At 63.3% G+C, this 15567-nt stretch carries 12 protein-coding genes; 5 read left to right on the forward strand and 7 right to left on the reverse strand.

The genetic code is table 11. From position 1 onward, the window contains the following. Positions 1 to 76: 76 nt before the first annotated feature. Genes fdnG through GPICK_RS04695 form a run of 5 tightly spaced genes read left to right on the forward strand, consistent with a single transcriptional unit; the run spans position 77 to position 6882 of the window. Positions 77 to 3109 (forward strand): formate dehydrogenase-N subunit alpha, encoded by a 3033-nt coding sequence (fdnG, locus tag GPICK_RS04675; protein ID WP_084201338.1) that lies wholly within the window; start codon positions 77 to 79, stop codon positions 3107 to 3109. Next, positions 3106 to 3939 carry a 4Fe-4S dicluster domain-containing protein gene (locus GPICK_RS04680; RefSeq protein WP_039740900.1) on the forward strand — a complete coding sequence of 278 codons (834 nt, stop codon included), beginning with the start codon at positions 3106 to 3108 and terminating at the stop codon, positions 3937 to 3939. The genes fdnG and GPICK_RS04680 overlap by 4 nt, the downstream gene beginning before the upstream one ends. Next, a complete protein-coding gene (gene nrfD, locus GPICK_RS04685) occupies positions 3936 to 5147 on the forward strand; it encodes an NrfD/PsrC family molybdoenzyme membrane anchor subunit (RefSeq protein WP_039740901.1) in 1212 nt (403 codons plus the stop codon). The genes GPICK_RS04680 and nrfD overlap by 4 nt, the downstream gene beginning before the upstream one ends. Positions 5148 to 5206: 59 nt before the next feature. After that, on the forward strand, positions 5207 to 6646 hold the full coding sequence (fdhD, locus tag GPICK_RS04690; protein WP_039740903.1) for a formate dehydrogenase accessory sulfurtransferase FdhD: 1440 nt from the start codon (positions 5207 to 5209) through the stop codon (positions 6644 to 6646). Between the two features lie 53 nt (positions 6647 to 6699). After that, positions 6700 to 6882 carry a twin-arginine translocase TatA/TatE family subunit gene (locus GPICK_RS04695; RefSeq protein WP_039740906.1) on the forward strand — a complete coding sequence of 61 codons (183 nt, stop codon included), beginning with the start codon at positions 6700 to 6702 and terminating at the stop codon, positions 6880 to 6882. Between the two features lie 170 nt (positions 6883 to 7052). On the opposite strand, the gene GPICK_RS04700 is transcribed toward GPICK_RS04695, so the two are convergent. From GPICK_RS04700 to GPICK_RS04730, 7 genes are all read right to left on the reverse strand, one after another. After that, on the reverse strand, positions 7053 to 8012 hold the full coding sequence (locus tag GPICK_RS04700) for an ethylbenzene dehydrogenase-related protein (protein WP_084201339.1): 960 nt from the start codon (positions 8010 to 8012) through the stop codon (positions 7053 to 7055). A 10-nt stretch (positions 8013 to 8022) separates the two neighbouring features. Next, positions 8023 to 9165, reverse strand: a complete 1143-nt coding sequence (locus GPICK_RS04705) for a 4Fe-4S dicluster domain-containing protein (protein ID WP_039740912.1) — start codon at positions 9163 to 9165, stop codon at positions 8023 to 8025. A 47-nt stretch (positions 9166 to 9212) separates the two neighbouring features. Further along, positions 9213 to 12035 (reverse strand): molybdopterin-dependent oxidoreductase, encoded by a 2823-nt coding sequence (locus GPICK_RS04710; protein WP_039740914.1) that lies wholly within the window; start codon positions 12033 to 12035, stop codon positions 9213 to 9215. Positions 12036 to 12115: 80 nt separating this feature from the next. Further along, the gene (locus GPICK_RS04715; RefSeq protein WP_039740916.1) at positions 12116 to 12844 is read right to left on the reverse strand and encodes a PEP-CTERM sorting domain-containing protein; all 729 of its coding nucleotides are present in this window, start codon (positions 12842 to 12844) and stop codon (positions 12116 to 12118) included. Between the two features lie 83 nt (positions 12845 to 12927). Continuing rightward, positions 12928 to 13626: a molecular chaperone TorD family protein gene (locus GPICK_RS16555; RefSeq protein WP_052263283.1), complete on the reverse strand. Its 699-nt coding sequence runs from the start codon at positions 13624 to 13626 to the stop codon at positions 12928 to 12930. A gap of 53 nt (positions 13627 to 13679) precedes the next feature. Further along, positions 13680 to 14402 carry an ethylbenzene dehydrogenase-related protein gene (locus tag GPICK_RS04725; protein WP_039740919.1) on the reverse strand — a complete coding sequence of 241 codons (723 nt, stop codon included), beginning with the start codon at positions 14400 to 14402 and terminating at the stop codon, positions 13680 to 13682. Positions 14403 to 14439: 37 nt separating this feature from the next. After that, positions 14440 to 15522, reverse strand: a complete 1083-nt coding sequence (locus GPICK_RS04730; protein ID WP_052263284.1) for a 4Fe-4S dicluster domain-containing protein — start codon at positions 15520 to 15522, stop codon at positions 14440 to 14442. Positions 15523 to 15567: the final 45 nt, after the last annotated feature.

Raw genomic sequence — 15567 nt, forward strand, 5'->3', positions numbered from 1 at the left:
GGAGGTTGCCGTAAACAGTCCCGGTACATTCACACAACGGGTTAGTTACGGCCCGACTCTAAAGGGGGTTGGTGAAATGGGTATTTCACGCAGGCAGTTTTTGCAGGGGGGAGCATTGGCCGGTGCGGCCCTGGCTCTCTCCGGCAAGCCGGGGGAGGCGAGCGTCGATGCTCCCGAGCTCCGGACCAAAGGGCTCAAGAGCACGACCACCATCTGTCCGTTCTGTTCGGTGGGGTGCGGTCTGATCGTCCACACCAAGGATGGCAAGGTGGTCAACACCGAAGGGGACCCGCAGCACCCGATCAACCAGGGGGCGCTCTGCCCGAAGGGGGGCGCGCTCTTCCAGATCGCCAACAACGAGAACCGGCTCCAGAGGGTGAAGTACCGGGCGCCCGGCTCCGATACGTGGGAAGAGAAGTCGTGGGAGTGGGCGATGGACCGCATCGCGCGGCGGATGAAGGAGACCCGCGACAAGAGCTTCAAGAAGAGCGAGCTCAACAAGAAGGACAACAAAGAGTACGTGGTGAACCGCACCGACGGCATGGCCTTCTTCGGCGGCGCCGGCCTCGACAACGAGGAGTGCTACCTTTGGACCAAGTTCGCCCGCGCCATGGGGGTGAGCCAGCTCGAACACCAGGCCCGACTTTGACACTCGTCAACAGTCGCCGGTCTGGCGGCTTCATTCGGTCGTGGTGCCATGACCAACCACTGGATTGACCTGAAGAACTCCGATGTAATCCTGGCCATCGGCTGCAACCCGGCCGAGAACCACCCCGTTTCGTTCAAATGGATCGAGAAGGCTCTGGACAGCGGCGCGAAGCTCATCGCCGTCGATCCGCGCTATACCCGCACCGCCTCCAAGTCCGACATCTACGCCCAGATCCGCCCGGGAACCGACATCGCCTTCCTTGGCGGCCTGATGAACTACGCCCTCCAGAACAACCTGATCCACGAGGAGTACGTCCGCGAGTACACCAACGCCACGTTCATCGTCTCCGAGCAGTTCGACTTCCAGGACGGGATGTTCTGCGCCTTCGACGACCAGGAGAAGACCTACGACCTGAAATCCTGGGCCTACGCCACCACCGGCGACGGCAAGCCGAAGCGCGACATGGGCATGAAGGACCCCAAGTGCGTCTACCAGCTCATGAAGAACCACTACAAGCGTTATGACGTGGACACCGTCTGCGCCATCACCGGCACCAAGAAGGAAGACTACCTCAAGGTGGCCAAGGCGTACTGCGGCACCGGCCGCGCCGACAAGGCGGGGACCATCCTCTATGCCATGGGGATCACCCAGTCGACCCACGGCAGCCAGAACGTCCGGGCCGTGGCGCTCCTCCAGATGCTCCTCGGCAACATCGGCATCGCCGGCGGCGGCGTGAACGCCCTGCGGGGCGAGTCCAACGTCCAGGGCTCCACCGACTACGGGCTCCTCTTCCACATCCTCCCCGGCTACCTGAAGTCGCCGGAGTTCGACAACGTGGACCTGAAGGCCTACAACGAGAAGTGGACTCCCAAGACCAAGGACCCCAAGAGCGCCAACTGGTGGGGGAACACCCCCAAGTACATCACCAGTCTCCTTAAGGCCTGGTACGGCGAGAACGCCACCAAGGAAAACGACTTCTGCTACGACTACCTCCCCAAGCGGTCGGGGAACTACTCCTACGTGAAGATCATGGAGAAGATGGGGAAGGGGGAACTGGAAGGGCTCGTCTGCATGGGGATGAACCCGGCCGTGGGGGGGCCCGATTCCGGCAAGGCCCGGGAGGCCCTCGGCAAGCTCAAGTGGCTCGTCACCGCCGACCTCTGGGAGACCGAGTCCTCCATCTTCTGGAAGCGCCCCGGCGTCGACCCGAAGAAGATCCAGACCGAGGTCTTCATGCTCCCGGCTGCCTCGTCCATCGAGAAGGAAGGCTCCATCTCCAACTCGGGACGCTGGACCCAGTGGCGTTACGCCGCCGTCCACCCGCTGGGTGATTCCCGCAGCGACCTCCACATCATCGACGAGTTCTGCAAGCGGGTGAAGGCGCTCTATGCCAAGGAAGGGGGGGCGTTCCCCGAGCCGATCACGAAGCTCTCCTGGAACTACGGCACCGGTCACGAGCCCGACGTCCACATGGTGGCCAAGGAGATCAACGGCTACTTCACCAAGGACATGACCATCGTCGACAAGGACAAGACCCTGGAATTCAAGGCGGGCGACCAGGTCCCGATGTTCAAGTACCTGCAGGACGACGGCTCCACCGTCTCCGGCTGCTGGATCTACTGCGGCTCCTACACCAAGGACGGCAACCAGATGGCCCGCAGGGACGCCAGCGACCCCACCGGCCTCGGCCTCTTCCCCAAGTGGTCCTGGTGCTGGCCGGTGAACCGCCGGATCATCTACAACCGCGCCTCCGTCAACCCGGCGGGGGAGCCGTTCAACCCGAAGCGTCCGGTCATCGCCTGGGACGCCCTGGAGAAGAAGTGGAAGGGGGATGTCCCCGACGGACCGTGGCCGCCGATGAAGGACGACAAGGAAGGGAAGTACCCCTTCATCATGCTCCCCGAGGGGCACGGCCGCCTCTACGCCCTCGACATGAAGGACGGCCCGTTCCCCGAGCACTACGAGCCGGTGGAGAGCCCGGCCAAGAACCTCCTCTCCAAGGTGCAGAGCAACCCGGTGGTCAAGGTGCCGAAGAACGTCTCCAGCGACACCACCAAGTTCCCCTACGTCGGCACCACCTACCGGGTGACCGAACACTGGCAGGCCGGCGCCATGACCCGGAGCCTTCCGTGGCTCGTGGAGCTGGTCCCCGACATGTTCGTGGAACTCTCCGAGACCCTGGCCAAGCAGAAGGGGATCGTGCAGGGGGACAAGGTGAAGGTGACCACCGAGCGGGGCTCCATCGAAGCGGTGGCCCTGGTAACCAGCCGCCTCAAGCCCTTCAACGTCCAGGGGAAGATGGTCGAGCAGGTGGGGATGCCGTGGCACTTCGGCTACGCGGGGCTCGCCAAGGGGGACAGCGGCAACGTCCTCACCCCCACGGTCGGCTGCGCCAACACCGGCATTCCGGAGTTCAAGGCGTTCCTCTGCAACATCGAGAAAGGGGGTAAAGGCGCATGAGCTCCTCGACCATCGACTACGGCAAGACCAGGGCGTTTTTGATCGACACCACCAAGTGCACCGGCTGCCGCGGCTGCCAGGTGGCCTGCAAGCAGTGGAACCAGCTGAAGGCGGAGAAGACGCAGTTCTTCACCGGCGAAGGGTACCAGAACCCGCCGCAGATGTCCGAGTTCACCTTTACCCGGGTGAAGTTCAAGGACTACGAGAAAAACGGGCAGAACGAGTTCGCCTTCTACAAGGAGATGTGCATGCACTGCAACGACCCCGCATGCGCCTCCGTCTGCCCCGTCGGCGCCTTCCACAAGACCCCGGAAGGGCCGGTGGTCTACGACTCCAAGAAGTGCATCGGCTGCCGCTTCTGCATGGTGGCCTGCCCCTTCGGCGTTCCCAAGTACGAGTGGAGCAAGGCGTTCCCGCTGGTGAAGAAGTGCACCGGCTGCTACGGCCGGGTGAAAAACGGTCTGGAGCCCGCCTGCGCCACCGCCTGCCCCACCGCCATCACCTACGGCAGCCGTGACGAGATGCTGAAAGAGGCCGAGAAGCGGATGGCCGCCAAACCCGACCGCTACTTCAAGGTGATCTACGGCAAGGAAGAGGCGGGCGGCACCAGCGTCCTCTACCTGACCCAGCAGCCCCTGGACGAGCTCGGCTTCAAAAAGATCACCAAGCGGCCGCTCCCGTCCTACACCTGGCAGGCCCTGCGGCTCGTGCCGGGGATCTTCCTCACCGTCGGCGGAACCCTCTCCGCCATCTCCTGGTTCCAGCACCGCAAGGACCGGATCAAGGCCGAGGAGAACGCCGAGAAGAACCGCAAGGAGGGGAATCAATGACCGCCGCTAAAATCATCATGAACGAAATCAGTGGGTACCATCGCTTCATCAAGTTTCTGATGGTCCTCGTGGGGGCGGCGGCACTCGCCTCCCTCATCCGCTTCATCTTCGGCCTCGGGGTCACCACCAACCTGAACGACACCTACCCGTGGGGACTCTGGATCTCCTTCGACGTCGTCACCGCCGTGCCGCTGGCGGCCGGCGCCTTCACCATCGGCATCGTGGCCCACGTCTTCCACATCAAGAAGCTGGAGCCCCTGGTCCGGCCGGCCATCGTCACCGGCTTCCTCGGCTACTCCCTGGTCTGCGTCGGGCTGCTCCTCGACCTGGGGCAGCCCCAGCGGGGGATCAACGTTCTGCGCTACTGGAACGTCCACTCGCCGATGTTCGAGGTCTCCATGTGCGTCATGGCCTACACCACGGTCCTGACGCTGGAGTTCCTCCACCCGGTATCGGAGAAGTTCGGCTGGCACATCCCGCTGCGGCTCCTGCGGACCCTGGAGATCCCCTTCGCCATCCTGGCGGCCATGATCTCCACCCTGCACCAGTCGACCCTCGGGACCTTCTTCCTCATCGCCGTCGACAAGCTGCACAACCTCTGGTACAATCCGCTGCTGCCGCTCCAGTTCTGGCTTTCGGCGATCTTTACCGGCCTCTCCATCGTCATCTTCGAGGCGAGCCTCGTCCACAAGTACATGGGGCAGCCCGACGAGTCGGACCTCCTGGCAACCCTCACCAAGATCATCCCCTGGGTCATGGGGGTCTACATCGCGGTGAAGTTCCTCGCCCTGGCCTTCCTCAGCCACGGCCCGCTCTTTGACCGGCCGGTGCTGACGGCGCTCTTCGCCACCGAGATGATCGTGGGGGTCTTCATCCCGTTCTTCATGTACCTCACGAAGCGGATCAAGACCGACAAGAAGATGCAGCTGCGGGCCGCGAGCCTGGTCATCTTCGGCCTCGTGCTCAACCGCTTCAACGTCTCCATGTTCGGGATGGAGCAGGCCAACCAGCAGATCTACGTCCCGTCATTCATCGAGTCGGTGGTGACCATCGGCATCATCGCCGCCCACATCCTCTTCTTCGTGCTGGTCGCCAAGTACTTCCCGGTCTTCGAGCACCACCCGGAAGTGACCGACTACTCGATCCCCGACCGTTTCCGCCGGATCGAGAAGGACGGCCACGGCCCCGGCGCGGTGAGCGAGGCGTAGTTCATGTAATTCAACAGCGTAGGGGCAATTCATGAATTGCCCCTACAGCAAGAGACCATATGAACACCATTCACATCTACACAAACGGCCGTTTCGAAGAGAAGCAGACCCCCATCGTCCGCGAATTTCCGCTCGTCCTGCACGTGAACGGCCGGGAGATCGCCACCCTCATCACCTCCCCCCACGACCTCCGCTTCCTGGTGGCGGGGTTCCTCCGGCTCCAGGGGTTCGTGGAGTCGCTGGCCGACTTTCACATGTTCGCGGTCTGCGACGACTTCGGCATCGCCAACGTCAGGATCAAAAACGAGCTCCCCGAGCGGCTGAAGCCGGTCCTCACCAGCGGCTGCGGCACCGGAATTACCTTCACCCTGGAGGATGGGAGCGAAGGGGGGGCGGTGGCCGCGGCGCCGCCGGTGGCCCCCGACGCCGTCTTCCGCCTCATGGAGGAGCTCGCCCACCGGGCCGACAGCTACCGGAGCCACGGCGGGATCCACTCCGCCGCGGTGGGGGACGGGGAGGGGAACCTGATCCTCTTCGCCGAGGATATCGGCCGGCACAACACGCTGGACCGCATCGCCGGGGAGGCGCTCTTCAAGGGAATCGACCTCGCCGGGAAGATCCTCGTTACCTCCGGTCGGGTCTCCACCGAGATGGCGGCCAAGTGCGCGCGGCTCGGCATTGCCCTTGTGGCGTCGCGGACCTCCGCCACCGACATGGCGGTCACCGTCTGCGAGAAGGCAGGCATCTGCCTCGTCGGCTACGTCCGCGGCGGGAAGTTCACCGTCTATGCCCACCGCGAGCGGATGACAGTTGCGACGCATGGAAGGGCAATTCATGAATTGCCCCTACGACAGGCCAAGGGGCGCATCCCCGGCGTCACCGGGGTCATCCTCGCCGGCGGGCAGTCGAGCCGGATGGGGAGCAACAAGGCGCTCCTGCCGTACAAGGGGGGGCGCTTCATCGAGGCGATCCACCGCCAGTTCTCCGAGCTCTTCGACGAGGTCATCCTCGTCACCAACAACCCGGAGCAGTACGACTTCCTCCCCTGCCGGAAGGTGGGGGACGTCTACCCGGGAATGGGGGCCCTCGCCGGCATCCACGCGGGGCTTCACCATGCGGCGAACCAGGCGGTCTTCGTGGCGGCGTGCGACATGCCGTACCTCAACAGCGACCTGGTCCGGCACCTGGCCACCAGGGCCGATCCGGGAGGGGTGCTGATCCCCGAGAGCCCCCAGGGGCTGGAGCCGCTCCACGCGGTCTACGGCAAGGGGTGCCTTGCCGCCATCGAGGCGACGCTCCTCTCGGGGCAGCGGCGCATCGTCTCCTTCTTCGCCCGGACCAACGTCAACCGGGTCAACGCCGAAGAGGTGGCCCTCTTCGACCCGGGTTTCGATACCTTCAGCAACATCAACACCCCGGCCGACTACTACCGGCTGCGGGACGGCGAGCGGGGGGACGACCATCACCCCGCAGCCGAGCTGGCCGGCGCGGCGGGATAGTTCCAGGCCGGCACCGTACCCAATCGTTATCGCAGCAGTGAAAGGAGTTCACCATGTTCGGATTCGGCATGCCCGAAATGATCATCGTCCTCGTCATCGCCCTCGTCGTCTTCGGCCCCGCCAAGCTTCCCCAGCTCGGCCAATCCCTCGGCGCCGGCATCAGAAACTTCAAGAAGGCGTCGCTGGACGAGGCCGAGAAAATCCCCGTGAAGGAAAAGGAGGAGGGGGCCGCCTAGCCGCCACCCGATCCATACGCTCCGACGCACAAAGACCCGCTCTCCCCCTGGGAGGCGGGTCTTTGTGCGTCAGTGGGAAACGAGCTCATGCTTCACGGATCAGCCGCGCCCCGTGCTCCTGCGCCGTTTCAAATGGAATCTGCCGTCCGGAAGCGGGACCGAAAGAGCGGTCACGGCTGGATGTCCATTCTCAGCCAGTCTGCCGTGGCGAACTTCCGGTTGGCCCTCTCCTGGAGCTGGCCGTCCCAGTTGGCCAGGGCGAAGGGGATGCCGGTGCGACTGACGGCGTTGGCAAAGTCGAACTGGGCGTTCGGGTCTGCCGAAGACATCGGCCGCTTGATGATCACCGTCCAGACCCCTGCAGCCCACCGCTGGGAGCTGGTGATATTCTGGCTCGGGACAGGCGCCAGGGTCGGGGCGGGAAATGCCGATGCCGTGGCGGGCGGTGTTCGGGGCAGGGGGAGCGCCGGTGTCGACGGGGCCTGGACCCCCTCGGCCTGATTGGTGAACGTCGTTCCGTTGCCGGTGCCGGTCTTGTGGACGGTGCCCAGTTCCCCCATGGCCATGAGGTTCTGCGGTTTGTTTTTGAGGTTCGCCTTCCACATGATGATGTTGGTCACCAGGTTGTAGGGGGGGGTGCAGGTGGTGTAGTTGTAAGGGGGAAGGACTGCGACGAAGTCGAGGGGGTTCCACTGGAAGAACCCCATGAACATGTTGTCCGCAAATGCCGGTGTGCAGGGATTGGTCCAGTCCCACATGGGGAACATGATGGCGCAGCCGTCCGGGTAGGTGGGAACGTCGGTGATGGTGGTGTTCTGGCTGCTGTCGCTCCACTCGAAACGGAAATAGATGGTGGTCCCGTCGTGGATCGCCTTCATGGTGAAGATCCGGGGCGCGGTTGTAGGAAAGACGTGGCGGTCCGGCCAGTCCATCCGGTTCTGAAGCGCAAGGGGGACGCTCGCCACCCCCCCCCATGCGGGGTCTGCGGGGTCGAGGCCGTTGGTGATGCCCGCGACCTTGACCACCGTGAGATCGGCGCTCCTGCCGGTGGAAGGGAGGAGGATGAACGCCATCAGTGCCAGGGTGAGGCACATAAATTTATGACCGTTCAGAAATACGCTTCTGTCCATGGCTTCCCTCCTATCCCAGGTGGAGCTGAAGTCTGTCGGCTTCAGAGTGTGCGGTGAGGATGGCGATCAGTTCCGATCCCCCCCCTGCCGCCACCTTGGCCCGCTCGCTCGCCAGCGTGGCGAAGATTTCCTCGATCCTGGCGACGCGCTGGGCGTGGGTCTGGAGGTGGTCGTCGCCGAACATCGAGGCCAGAACATCGACCGGTATGCGATTCTGAGTCCCGAGAGCCTCGGTTGACGTACCTCCGCCCGGCGGGCTCAGGGGGGGGATGTAGTACAGGTTCGGCTCGGTTCCCCACTCGGGGTGGAGCCGAAGCGCCACTCTCCAGGTGTCGATCAGCTTGTTGACGTTGGCCGCCGGATTGCCGCTGAACCCCACGAAGCGGATCCGGCCGACGCATTGGGTGAAGCAGAAATTGGACTGGAAGGTCGGCGCCAGTTGCGGCTGCGGATCCGTCGCCTCTAACGAGTCGGTCCTTCGGGGGTAACAGAAGATGCATTTCTGCGACTTGTTTTCCAGGTGGTTGAAATAGGTCTTCTTGTACGGGCACCCCTTCACGCAGTAGCGGAAGCCGCGGCAGCGGTTCTGGTCAACCAGCACGATGCCGTCTTCCTGGCGCTTGTAGATCGCCTTGCGCGGACATGCGGCCAGACATGCGGGGGTCGTGCAGTGGTTGCAGATCCGCGGCAGATAGAAGTAGTAGGCGTTGGGGTAATTGCCCGTGGCCACGTCTTCGTCCCAGTTCATGCCGTAGGCGTTCGCCCCGGAGGGGTCGGGTGAGGGGACCACCTGCGTCTTCGTCGGGGTGCCGCCCGACGTCTTGAGCACCTGGTCATAGTTGTATTCCCAGGGTGCGCCGTAACTCTCGTTCACCTTCGGCAGCGGCGAATTGAACCGCAGGGCGCTGAGGGGCTCCGTCAAGCCGGAGGCGTAGGTCGGATTCTTCACGTCCCATCCCCCTCCCATCATGTCGTAGTACTTGGGGTAGCCTCTGCCCGGTTGGGTCTCCACGTTGTTCCAGTACATGTACTGCTGCCCCTGGTTCCTGTCGGTCCACTGGGTCTTGCAAGCGCTGGTGCAGGTCTGGCACCCCAGGCACTTGTTGAGGTCAAAGACCATTCGGACCTGTTTCTGAATATTGGTGAGAGCCATATGACCTCCTTAATTTACCGTTGGCCGGACACGCCGGGCTGAACCCTCTAGACCTTCTTCTTGATTTCGACCCGGGTATCCTTCTGGCTCCCGGTCGGCCCCCAGTAATTGAGCCGGAAGGTGAGCTGCCCGTATCCGCCTGCCAGTTGGGTCGGGTTGATCCGGACGTTGGTTACCTCCTGCCAGCCGGTGGTGTTCATGAATTTTTCCCAGCCGTGGTACATCAGGGCCATCCCCACCGGGATCCGCGACGAGATGTCGAGGCGTGCGATTTCCGACCCGTGATTGTTGAAGATCACCACCTCGTCGTTGTCTTGCAGGCCGCGGTTTGCCGCCTCCTTCGGATTCAGGTAAACGACGGTCCTCCCTCTCTGCATCCGGAGCTGGAACTTGGCATCGCGCCAGGTGGAATGGATGCTCCAGCGGCCGTGGGGGGTGATCCAGCGCAGCGGATACTGCCCCTGGGTCGGCGCATCCACCGGCGGCTTGTAGACCGGCAGTTCCTCCCGGACCCCCAGGTAGGTGGGGTGGTCGATGTAGAACTGCTGGCGGCCCACCAGCGTCCCGAGCGGCCGTTTCCGCTCCACCAGCCGCTGGAAGTTGTGGTACGCCTCCCCCGCCTTGAGATCGCTGGTCCAGGCTTCGCTGGTCTTCGGGAATCGCCGGGGCTGGGCCACGAGCTGGTCCATGGTCATGCCGCTGGTCTCCTCCGCCTGGTTCAGCATGAACTGCGCGGCGTCCTTGTCGTTGGCCAGGCTGAAGGGGCCCGGATCGCCCGGAATGTTCGGGTTCGTGTTGTGGGTGTTCATGGTGTCGAAGTCGTTCAGGAGCGTGGAGAAGTTGCGGAGCTGGGGGTTTGCGGGGCTGAACGGCGCCGTGGTGTCGTTGAATGAGAAGCCGGTGGCCTGGAGGGCGGCGGCCAGGCTGCGCCAGATCTGCCAGTCGGTCCTGCTCTGGTGCAGGGGGTTGATGACCGGGGTGAAGGGGATGATGTACGAGTGGAGGTCGGTGGAGTTCAGGTCCCACTTCTCGAACATGCTCGCCGCCGGGAGCACCACGTCGGCATGGAGGGCCGAGGTGTCCATCCGGAAGTTGAGGTCGACGATCAGGTCGAGCTTCGGCAGGAGGTTCTTGGTCAGATCGTTCCACCCCTTGGACTGGTTTATGTAGTTTGCCCCCCAGATGAAGAGCACCTTCGGCTGTCGGCCGTTGTCGAGGGTCCCCTTGGGCCAGAGCGGCATCCAGCCGTTGTCGACGCTCTCCTTGATGTACTGGTTGATGGTGCGCGGATAGAGATGGTCCACGTCGGAGACGACGTCGGCATGGACGTAGGTCCAGAGCGTCGTGTTCTGGAACCGCTGCCTGGGCCGCCCCAGCGGGAAGGCGAGCTTGAAGAAGGAGGCCTCCGGCCAGATCTTCTCCTGCCCCACGTAATGGTCCCAGCCGCTCCCCGGTTTCCCCACGTTGCCGGTCAGGGCCAGCATCAGGATCTCGGTGCGGTTGTTGAGGTCGTTGTGGAACCAGTGGTTGACGCCGGCCCCCTCGATGATGCGGGCCGGCTTGGTGGTGGCGAAATCGATGGCGATCTGCCTGATGAGGTTGGCGTCGAGGCCCGTTTCCGCCGCCACGCTGGCGAGACCGTACTGCGGGGCCATGAGCTTCAGCTTGAGCCTGCTGAAGACGGTGCTGACCGTGATGTTGCCCGTCAGGGTTCCGACCGGGTACGTCCCCTCCAGGGCGGGGTTGATGGCGCCCAGGGTCAGAGCGCCGTCCACCGGGGGACCCATTCCCATGGTGCCGGGAGCCAGAACCGCTTTACCGGTCACCGTGTCCCAGAGGTAGAATTTCGCGTCACTGCCGCCGTCCACCATGTCGCTCTCGCGGAGAAACCTGTTGGTGTCGTTGCGGACCAGGAAGGGCATGTCGGTGTACTGCTTGATGTACGGTACGTCGTGCAGGCCGTTGTCGATGATTATCTTCACCATCCCCATCGCCAGCAGTGCGTCGGTGCCCGGTTTCACCGGCACATGGATGTCGGCATGGATGGAGACCGGGTTGTAGTCGGGGAAGATGGCGACGACCTTGGTCCCGTTCATGCGGGCCTCGGTGAAGAAATGGGCGTCGGGGATGCGGGTCTCCAGCAGGTTCGCCCCCCAGAGGATGAGGTACTTGGAGTTGAACCAGTCCGCGGACTCGCAGGAGTCGGTCTGTACCCCCCAGGTCTGGGGGGAGCCGGGCGGCAGGTCGCAGTACCAGTCGTAGAAGCTCATGGCGGTGGCGCCGATCAGGTTCGCCAGGCGGAAACCGCCTGCCACGGTGATGAAGTGCTTGGCCGGGATGGCGGCGTAGAAGTTCACCGTGTCCGGGCCGGAGCTCTGGATGGTATCCCGGATCTTGTTGGCGATGAGGCCCAGGGCCTCATCCCAGGTGGCCCGGCGCCAGTTCCCCTTCCCCCTGTTCTGGTTGTTCCCCGGGTAGTCGGCCCGGATCAAGGGGTATTTCGTCCGCATCGCCCCGTAGACGTACTCCTTGTGGTTGGCCCCCTTCTGGCAGCCGCGCGGGTTGTGCACGGGGATTTTCGGATTGATTTCCGGGTAGTCGGCAAACTGCTCTTCCTTGAAGATGATGCCGTTCTTGACGAATGCCCGCCACGTGCAGGAACCGGTGCAGTTCACCGAGTGGGCCGAGCGACCGAAGTAGTCGAACTTCCACTGGTTACGATACGTCGGCTCCCATCCTCGATAGGGATAGGCCCCGTAGGGGTCGGCCACCGGATTCAGGACATCGAAGGCCAGGAGCTCCGAAGCCGCCAGAGTCCCTGTCGCTACGATACCGGCTTTCAGGAATTCCCTTCTTGTCCACTCTTTCATGGAGGTCCTCCGTAATCGGTTGGTAGTGTGCAGTTCGATTGGTCGTGGGGATGCTCACGCTTGACCGGAGCGTCACCTCCTCAGATGCCCCGGCGCCGGCTGAGCTTCTTTCTCATGAAGACAATTCCGCCAAGCCCGGCCCCCAGCAGCAGGAAGGTCGAGGGTTCGGGAACGGGAGCGACCTCTACCTGATCGGTCAGGAGCTGGCTGTGGAGATAGCCAATGGTGTTTCCCAGGGCAAGGGGATCATCGCCCACGTCCGCAACGCCGTAAGCCAGCGTGTAGATCCCGCCGAGGGGGGCTGTCCAGAACCATCGCGTCCAGGGGCCGTCGAAAAACGACTTCGAGGTGTCCGGGGGGATCTGGGCGAAGAACGGCTCAGCCACCTGATTCATCATGCTGTCGAAGATCCGCACGAAGCCGTAATCCCCGAACCCCGCAAAGTCTCCCGCATCGAAGGCGGCCCACCCCCTAATCCTGGTCCCCGCCCCGACGCTGAAGGATTGGGAGATCGTCGTGGGGCGGCTGCCCGGCACTGCCTGACCGAGGTTGTCCGTTACGATGTCGCCTGACGTGAGCACGGCGAAGTAGCGTCCTTCCCTGGGGCGATAGACGGTTCCCCGATCACTGCCGATATGGAGCTGGACCACATCGGCTGATCCGACGCCGTTGAAACCGGTGTCAACGGTCCACCCCGTGAGATCCCCGCTCTCAAAACCGGGGTTGCTGAAGAGAAGCGCCTCCGATACCTCGACCAGCCCACCCGTCATCAGAACGAGCACCGCAAACAGCAGAAAAAACTTTTTCATATCCCTTTCCTCCTTTTGCTTGTGTGCTTCATCCGACGCTCCGCGCGTATCTGAGGTCGCCCGATGACAGCTCCCCCTTCGCCTCAGGAAGGAGGTGGACAGGTAGTCTGGACCCACTCCAGTTCGTTCGCCACGTACCCGGCGGCGATTCGGGCCAGCTGGGTGTAGAAGGGGACCGTCGACGAACTCCGCATCTTTTCGCTGTAAGTCGGCAGCCACTTCGCCAGATGCCGCTCCAGGAAGTCTTTCTGCGCCAGGAGGTATCCGTCGAGAAGTTCGGTGTTCTCCTCATGTCGCGCCTGGGCCTCCTTGAAGGTGAGGAAGTGGAGGAACTCCAGCTCGGCGCAGAGATGGTCGGGGAGGTCGCGCTTCCCCTCTTCCTGGCTCACGTGCAGGCCGAAGTGCTTGTAGAATTCGGCTATCTCCACCATGAGCGAGGTTCTCGTCTCCTCCTGCCGGTATACCCCCTCGTACGGGGGGCAGGGAGGTTCGGGGGCACCCACCTCGAAAGTCTGGTTGAAGCCCACCTCCAGGTCGAGGAGGCTGACCCCGTTCAGGGAGTTACGGATCGTCTGCTCTATTTGGGGCTTCTCCGTCGCCAGGCGTTCAAGGTGGGGGACGGCGGTTACGCATTCCCACACGGCGTTCAGGTACTCCCCCGACTGCAGGGTTTCGAACCCCTCGGCGTCGGGATAGCGGAACCCGAGAGAAAGGAGTTTGTAGAGTCGGCTGCGGACGAGGGGCTCGGGGTGAGACGTGGGGGGTGCGGTAGCGTGGGTCATATTATCCTCTCCTTGACGTGAAAGTGTCGTTGCCAGGGCCAACCCGTCCGGCGCTACTGGACGAAGAGCGTCTGCCAGCTCCCCGCCACCAGCTTGACCCCGTTCCGTTCCTGGTTCCCGCCGTCCCACTGGGCGAAGGTGATCCGGTAGTATTTTCCCCGCGCCAGTGGGACCATGTTTCCGGCCAGGGAGGCGGCGCCGCTCAGGGGGCGCTTGATCACCAGCGTCCAGGTCCCGTTTGCCCAGATCTGGGACTGGCTGATGGGAAGGGTGGCCGAGTCGGGACTCTTCTGCACCGTTCCCGCGCCTCCGGAAACGATATTCTGCGGCGCCGCGAGATTCGCCCGCCAGTAGATCATGTTCACCGGTTCGAACTGGTTTCCCATGGCGATGCTGGACATGCCCGTATAGGGGATCTGCATGGCGAAGGCATCGGCGAACAGGGGGCCGTCGGCCACCGAGATGTCCTGGGTGGCGTCCGGCCATTGGTAGCGGAAGAAGATGCTGGTGCCGTCGTGCATTACCGTGACCTTCAGGTATCGCCACCTTGCCGAGGGAAGCATTTGCGGCATCCCGCTCGCGCTGATGACCGTGTCGAGGGGGACGGTATACTGCGTGGCCGAATTCCAGTCGGGATCGTTGGGGTTGAGACCGCCGCCCGCGGTAGCGACGTATGCCGCCGTTATGGTGACCGCGCAGTGGCCGGGGGAAGGGGCTGCCAGTGCCGCCAGCAGCAGGGCAAGAACCGTCACGAGATTCAGAAATCGTCTCATCATGGGTCAACTCCTTCAATGGATCGCGGAAGGAAACCTGTTACAGCTGGAGCCGGTCGGCCTCCGCATACGCCGTCAGAATGCCGGCCAGTCCGGGGTTCCCCCCGGTCCGGGCGCTCTCGATGGTCGTGAAGATCTGGTTGATCCGGGCGACCCGGTCGATGTGGGTCTGGGCGCAGTTGTCACCAAACAGGTTCGCCAGGAAATCAACGGGAATGCGCCGGTCGGTCCCACCGTCCACCGGCGGGGAGAGCGGCGGTATGTACCAGAGGTTCGGGTCGGTGCCGAATTCCGGGTGGAGTCGCAGGGCGACCTGGTAGACATCGATGAGTTTGTTGACGTTGGCGTTGGGGTTGTCGCTGTACCCGACGTAGCGGATGCGGCCGGGGCACTGGGTGAAACAGAAGTTCGCCCTGAAGGGGGGATCCATCCCCGGTTGCGGGTCGCTCGTCTGCAGCTTGTCCGTCCTTCGCGGGTAGCAGAAGATGCATTTCTGTGAAACCTCTTCCACCTGATTCCAGTAGACCTTCTTGTAGGGACACCCCTTGATGCAGTGGCGGTACCCCCGGCAGCGGTTCTGGTCCACGAGGACGATACCGTCCTCTTCCCGCTTGTAGATCGCCTTGCGCGTACAGGCCGCCAGGCATGCCGGCTTCGTGCAGTGGTTGCAGATCCGGGGGAGATAGAAGTAGTAGGAGTCGGGAAAGGTCCCCCCTCCCACATCCTCGTCCCAGTTGGAGGAGTATGCGGTCGGGCCGGCGGGGTCGGGGGAGGGCACTATCTGCGAGGAGATGGGGGCGCTCACGTCGCCCACGTTGGCAAGGGTGGTGGTAAGGACCTCCCCATAGTTGTACTCCCAGGGGGCGCCGTACTCCGTGGCGATGGAGGGGATCGGGCTGGTCAGCGACACCTGGTTGCCGCACCCCGGAAAGCCCCCCCCCATGGTTTCCCACCCCTTGGGGTAGCCGCTGCCGGGGCGGGTCTCCACGTTGTTCCAGTACATGTACTGCTGTCCCTGGTTCCGGTCGGTCCAGACGGTCTTGCAGGCCATGCTGCAGGTATGGCAGCCGAGGCACTTGTTGAGGTCGAACACCATCCTGACCTGTTTCATGATTGTCGCCATGTCAGTTACCTCCATTCATTGTCGTGCACCGTGCGGCGTGTTGCA

This window comes from Geobacter pickeringii (assembly GCF_000817955.1).
Classification (GTDB): Bacteria; Desulfobacterota; Desulfuromonadia; order Geobacterales; family Geobacteraceae; genus Geobacter; species Geobacter pickeringii.

Coding starts and splice junctions, on each gene's coding strand:
- GPICK_RS04680 (WP_039740900.1), top strand. CDS start 3,106: ATGAGCTCCTCGACCATCGACTACGGCAAGACCAGGGCGTTTTTGATC.
- nrfD (WP_039740901.1), top strand. CDS start 3,936: ATGACCGCCGCTAAAATCATCATGAACGAAATCAGTGGGTACCATCGC.
- fdhD (WP_039740903.1), top strand. CDS start 5,207: ATGAACACCATTCACATCTACACAAACGGCCGTTTCGAAGAGAAGCAG.
- GPICK_RS04695 (WP_039740906.1), top strand. CDS start 6,700: ATGTTCGGATTCGGCATGCCCGAAATGATCATCGTCCTCGTCATCGCC.
- GPICK_RS04700 (WP_084201339.1), bottom strand. CDS start 8,012: ATGGACAGAAGCGTATTTCTGAACGGTCATAAATTTATGTGCCTCACC.
- GPICK_RS04705 (WP_039740912.1), bottom strand. CDS start 9,165: ATGGCTCTCACCAATATTCAGAAACAGGTCCGAATGGTCTTTGACCTC.
- GPICK_RS04710 (WP_039740914.1), bottom strand. CDS start 12,035: ATGAAAGAGTGGACAAGAAGGGAATTCCTGAAAGCCGGTATCGTAGCG.
- GPICK_RS04715 (WP_039740916.1), bottom strand. CDS start 12,844: ATGAAAAAGTTTTTTCTGCTGTTTGCGGTGCTCGTTCTGATGACGGGT.
- GPICK_RS16555 (WP_052263283.1), bottom strand. CDS start 13,626: ATGACCCACGCTACCGCACCCCCCACGTCTCACCCCGAGCCCCTCGTC.
- GPICK_RS04725 (WP_039740919.1), bottom strand. CDS start 14,402: ATGATGAGACGATTTCTGAATCTCGTGACGGTTCTTGCCCTGCTGCTG.
- GPICK_RS04730 (WP_052263284.1), bottom strand. CDS start 15,522: ATGGCGACAATCATGAAACAGGTCAGGATGGTGTTCGACCTCAACAAG.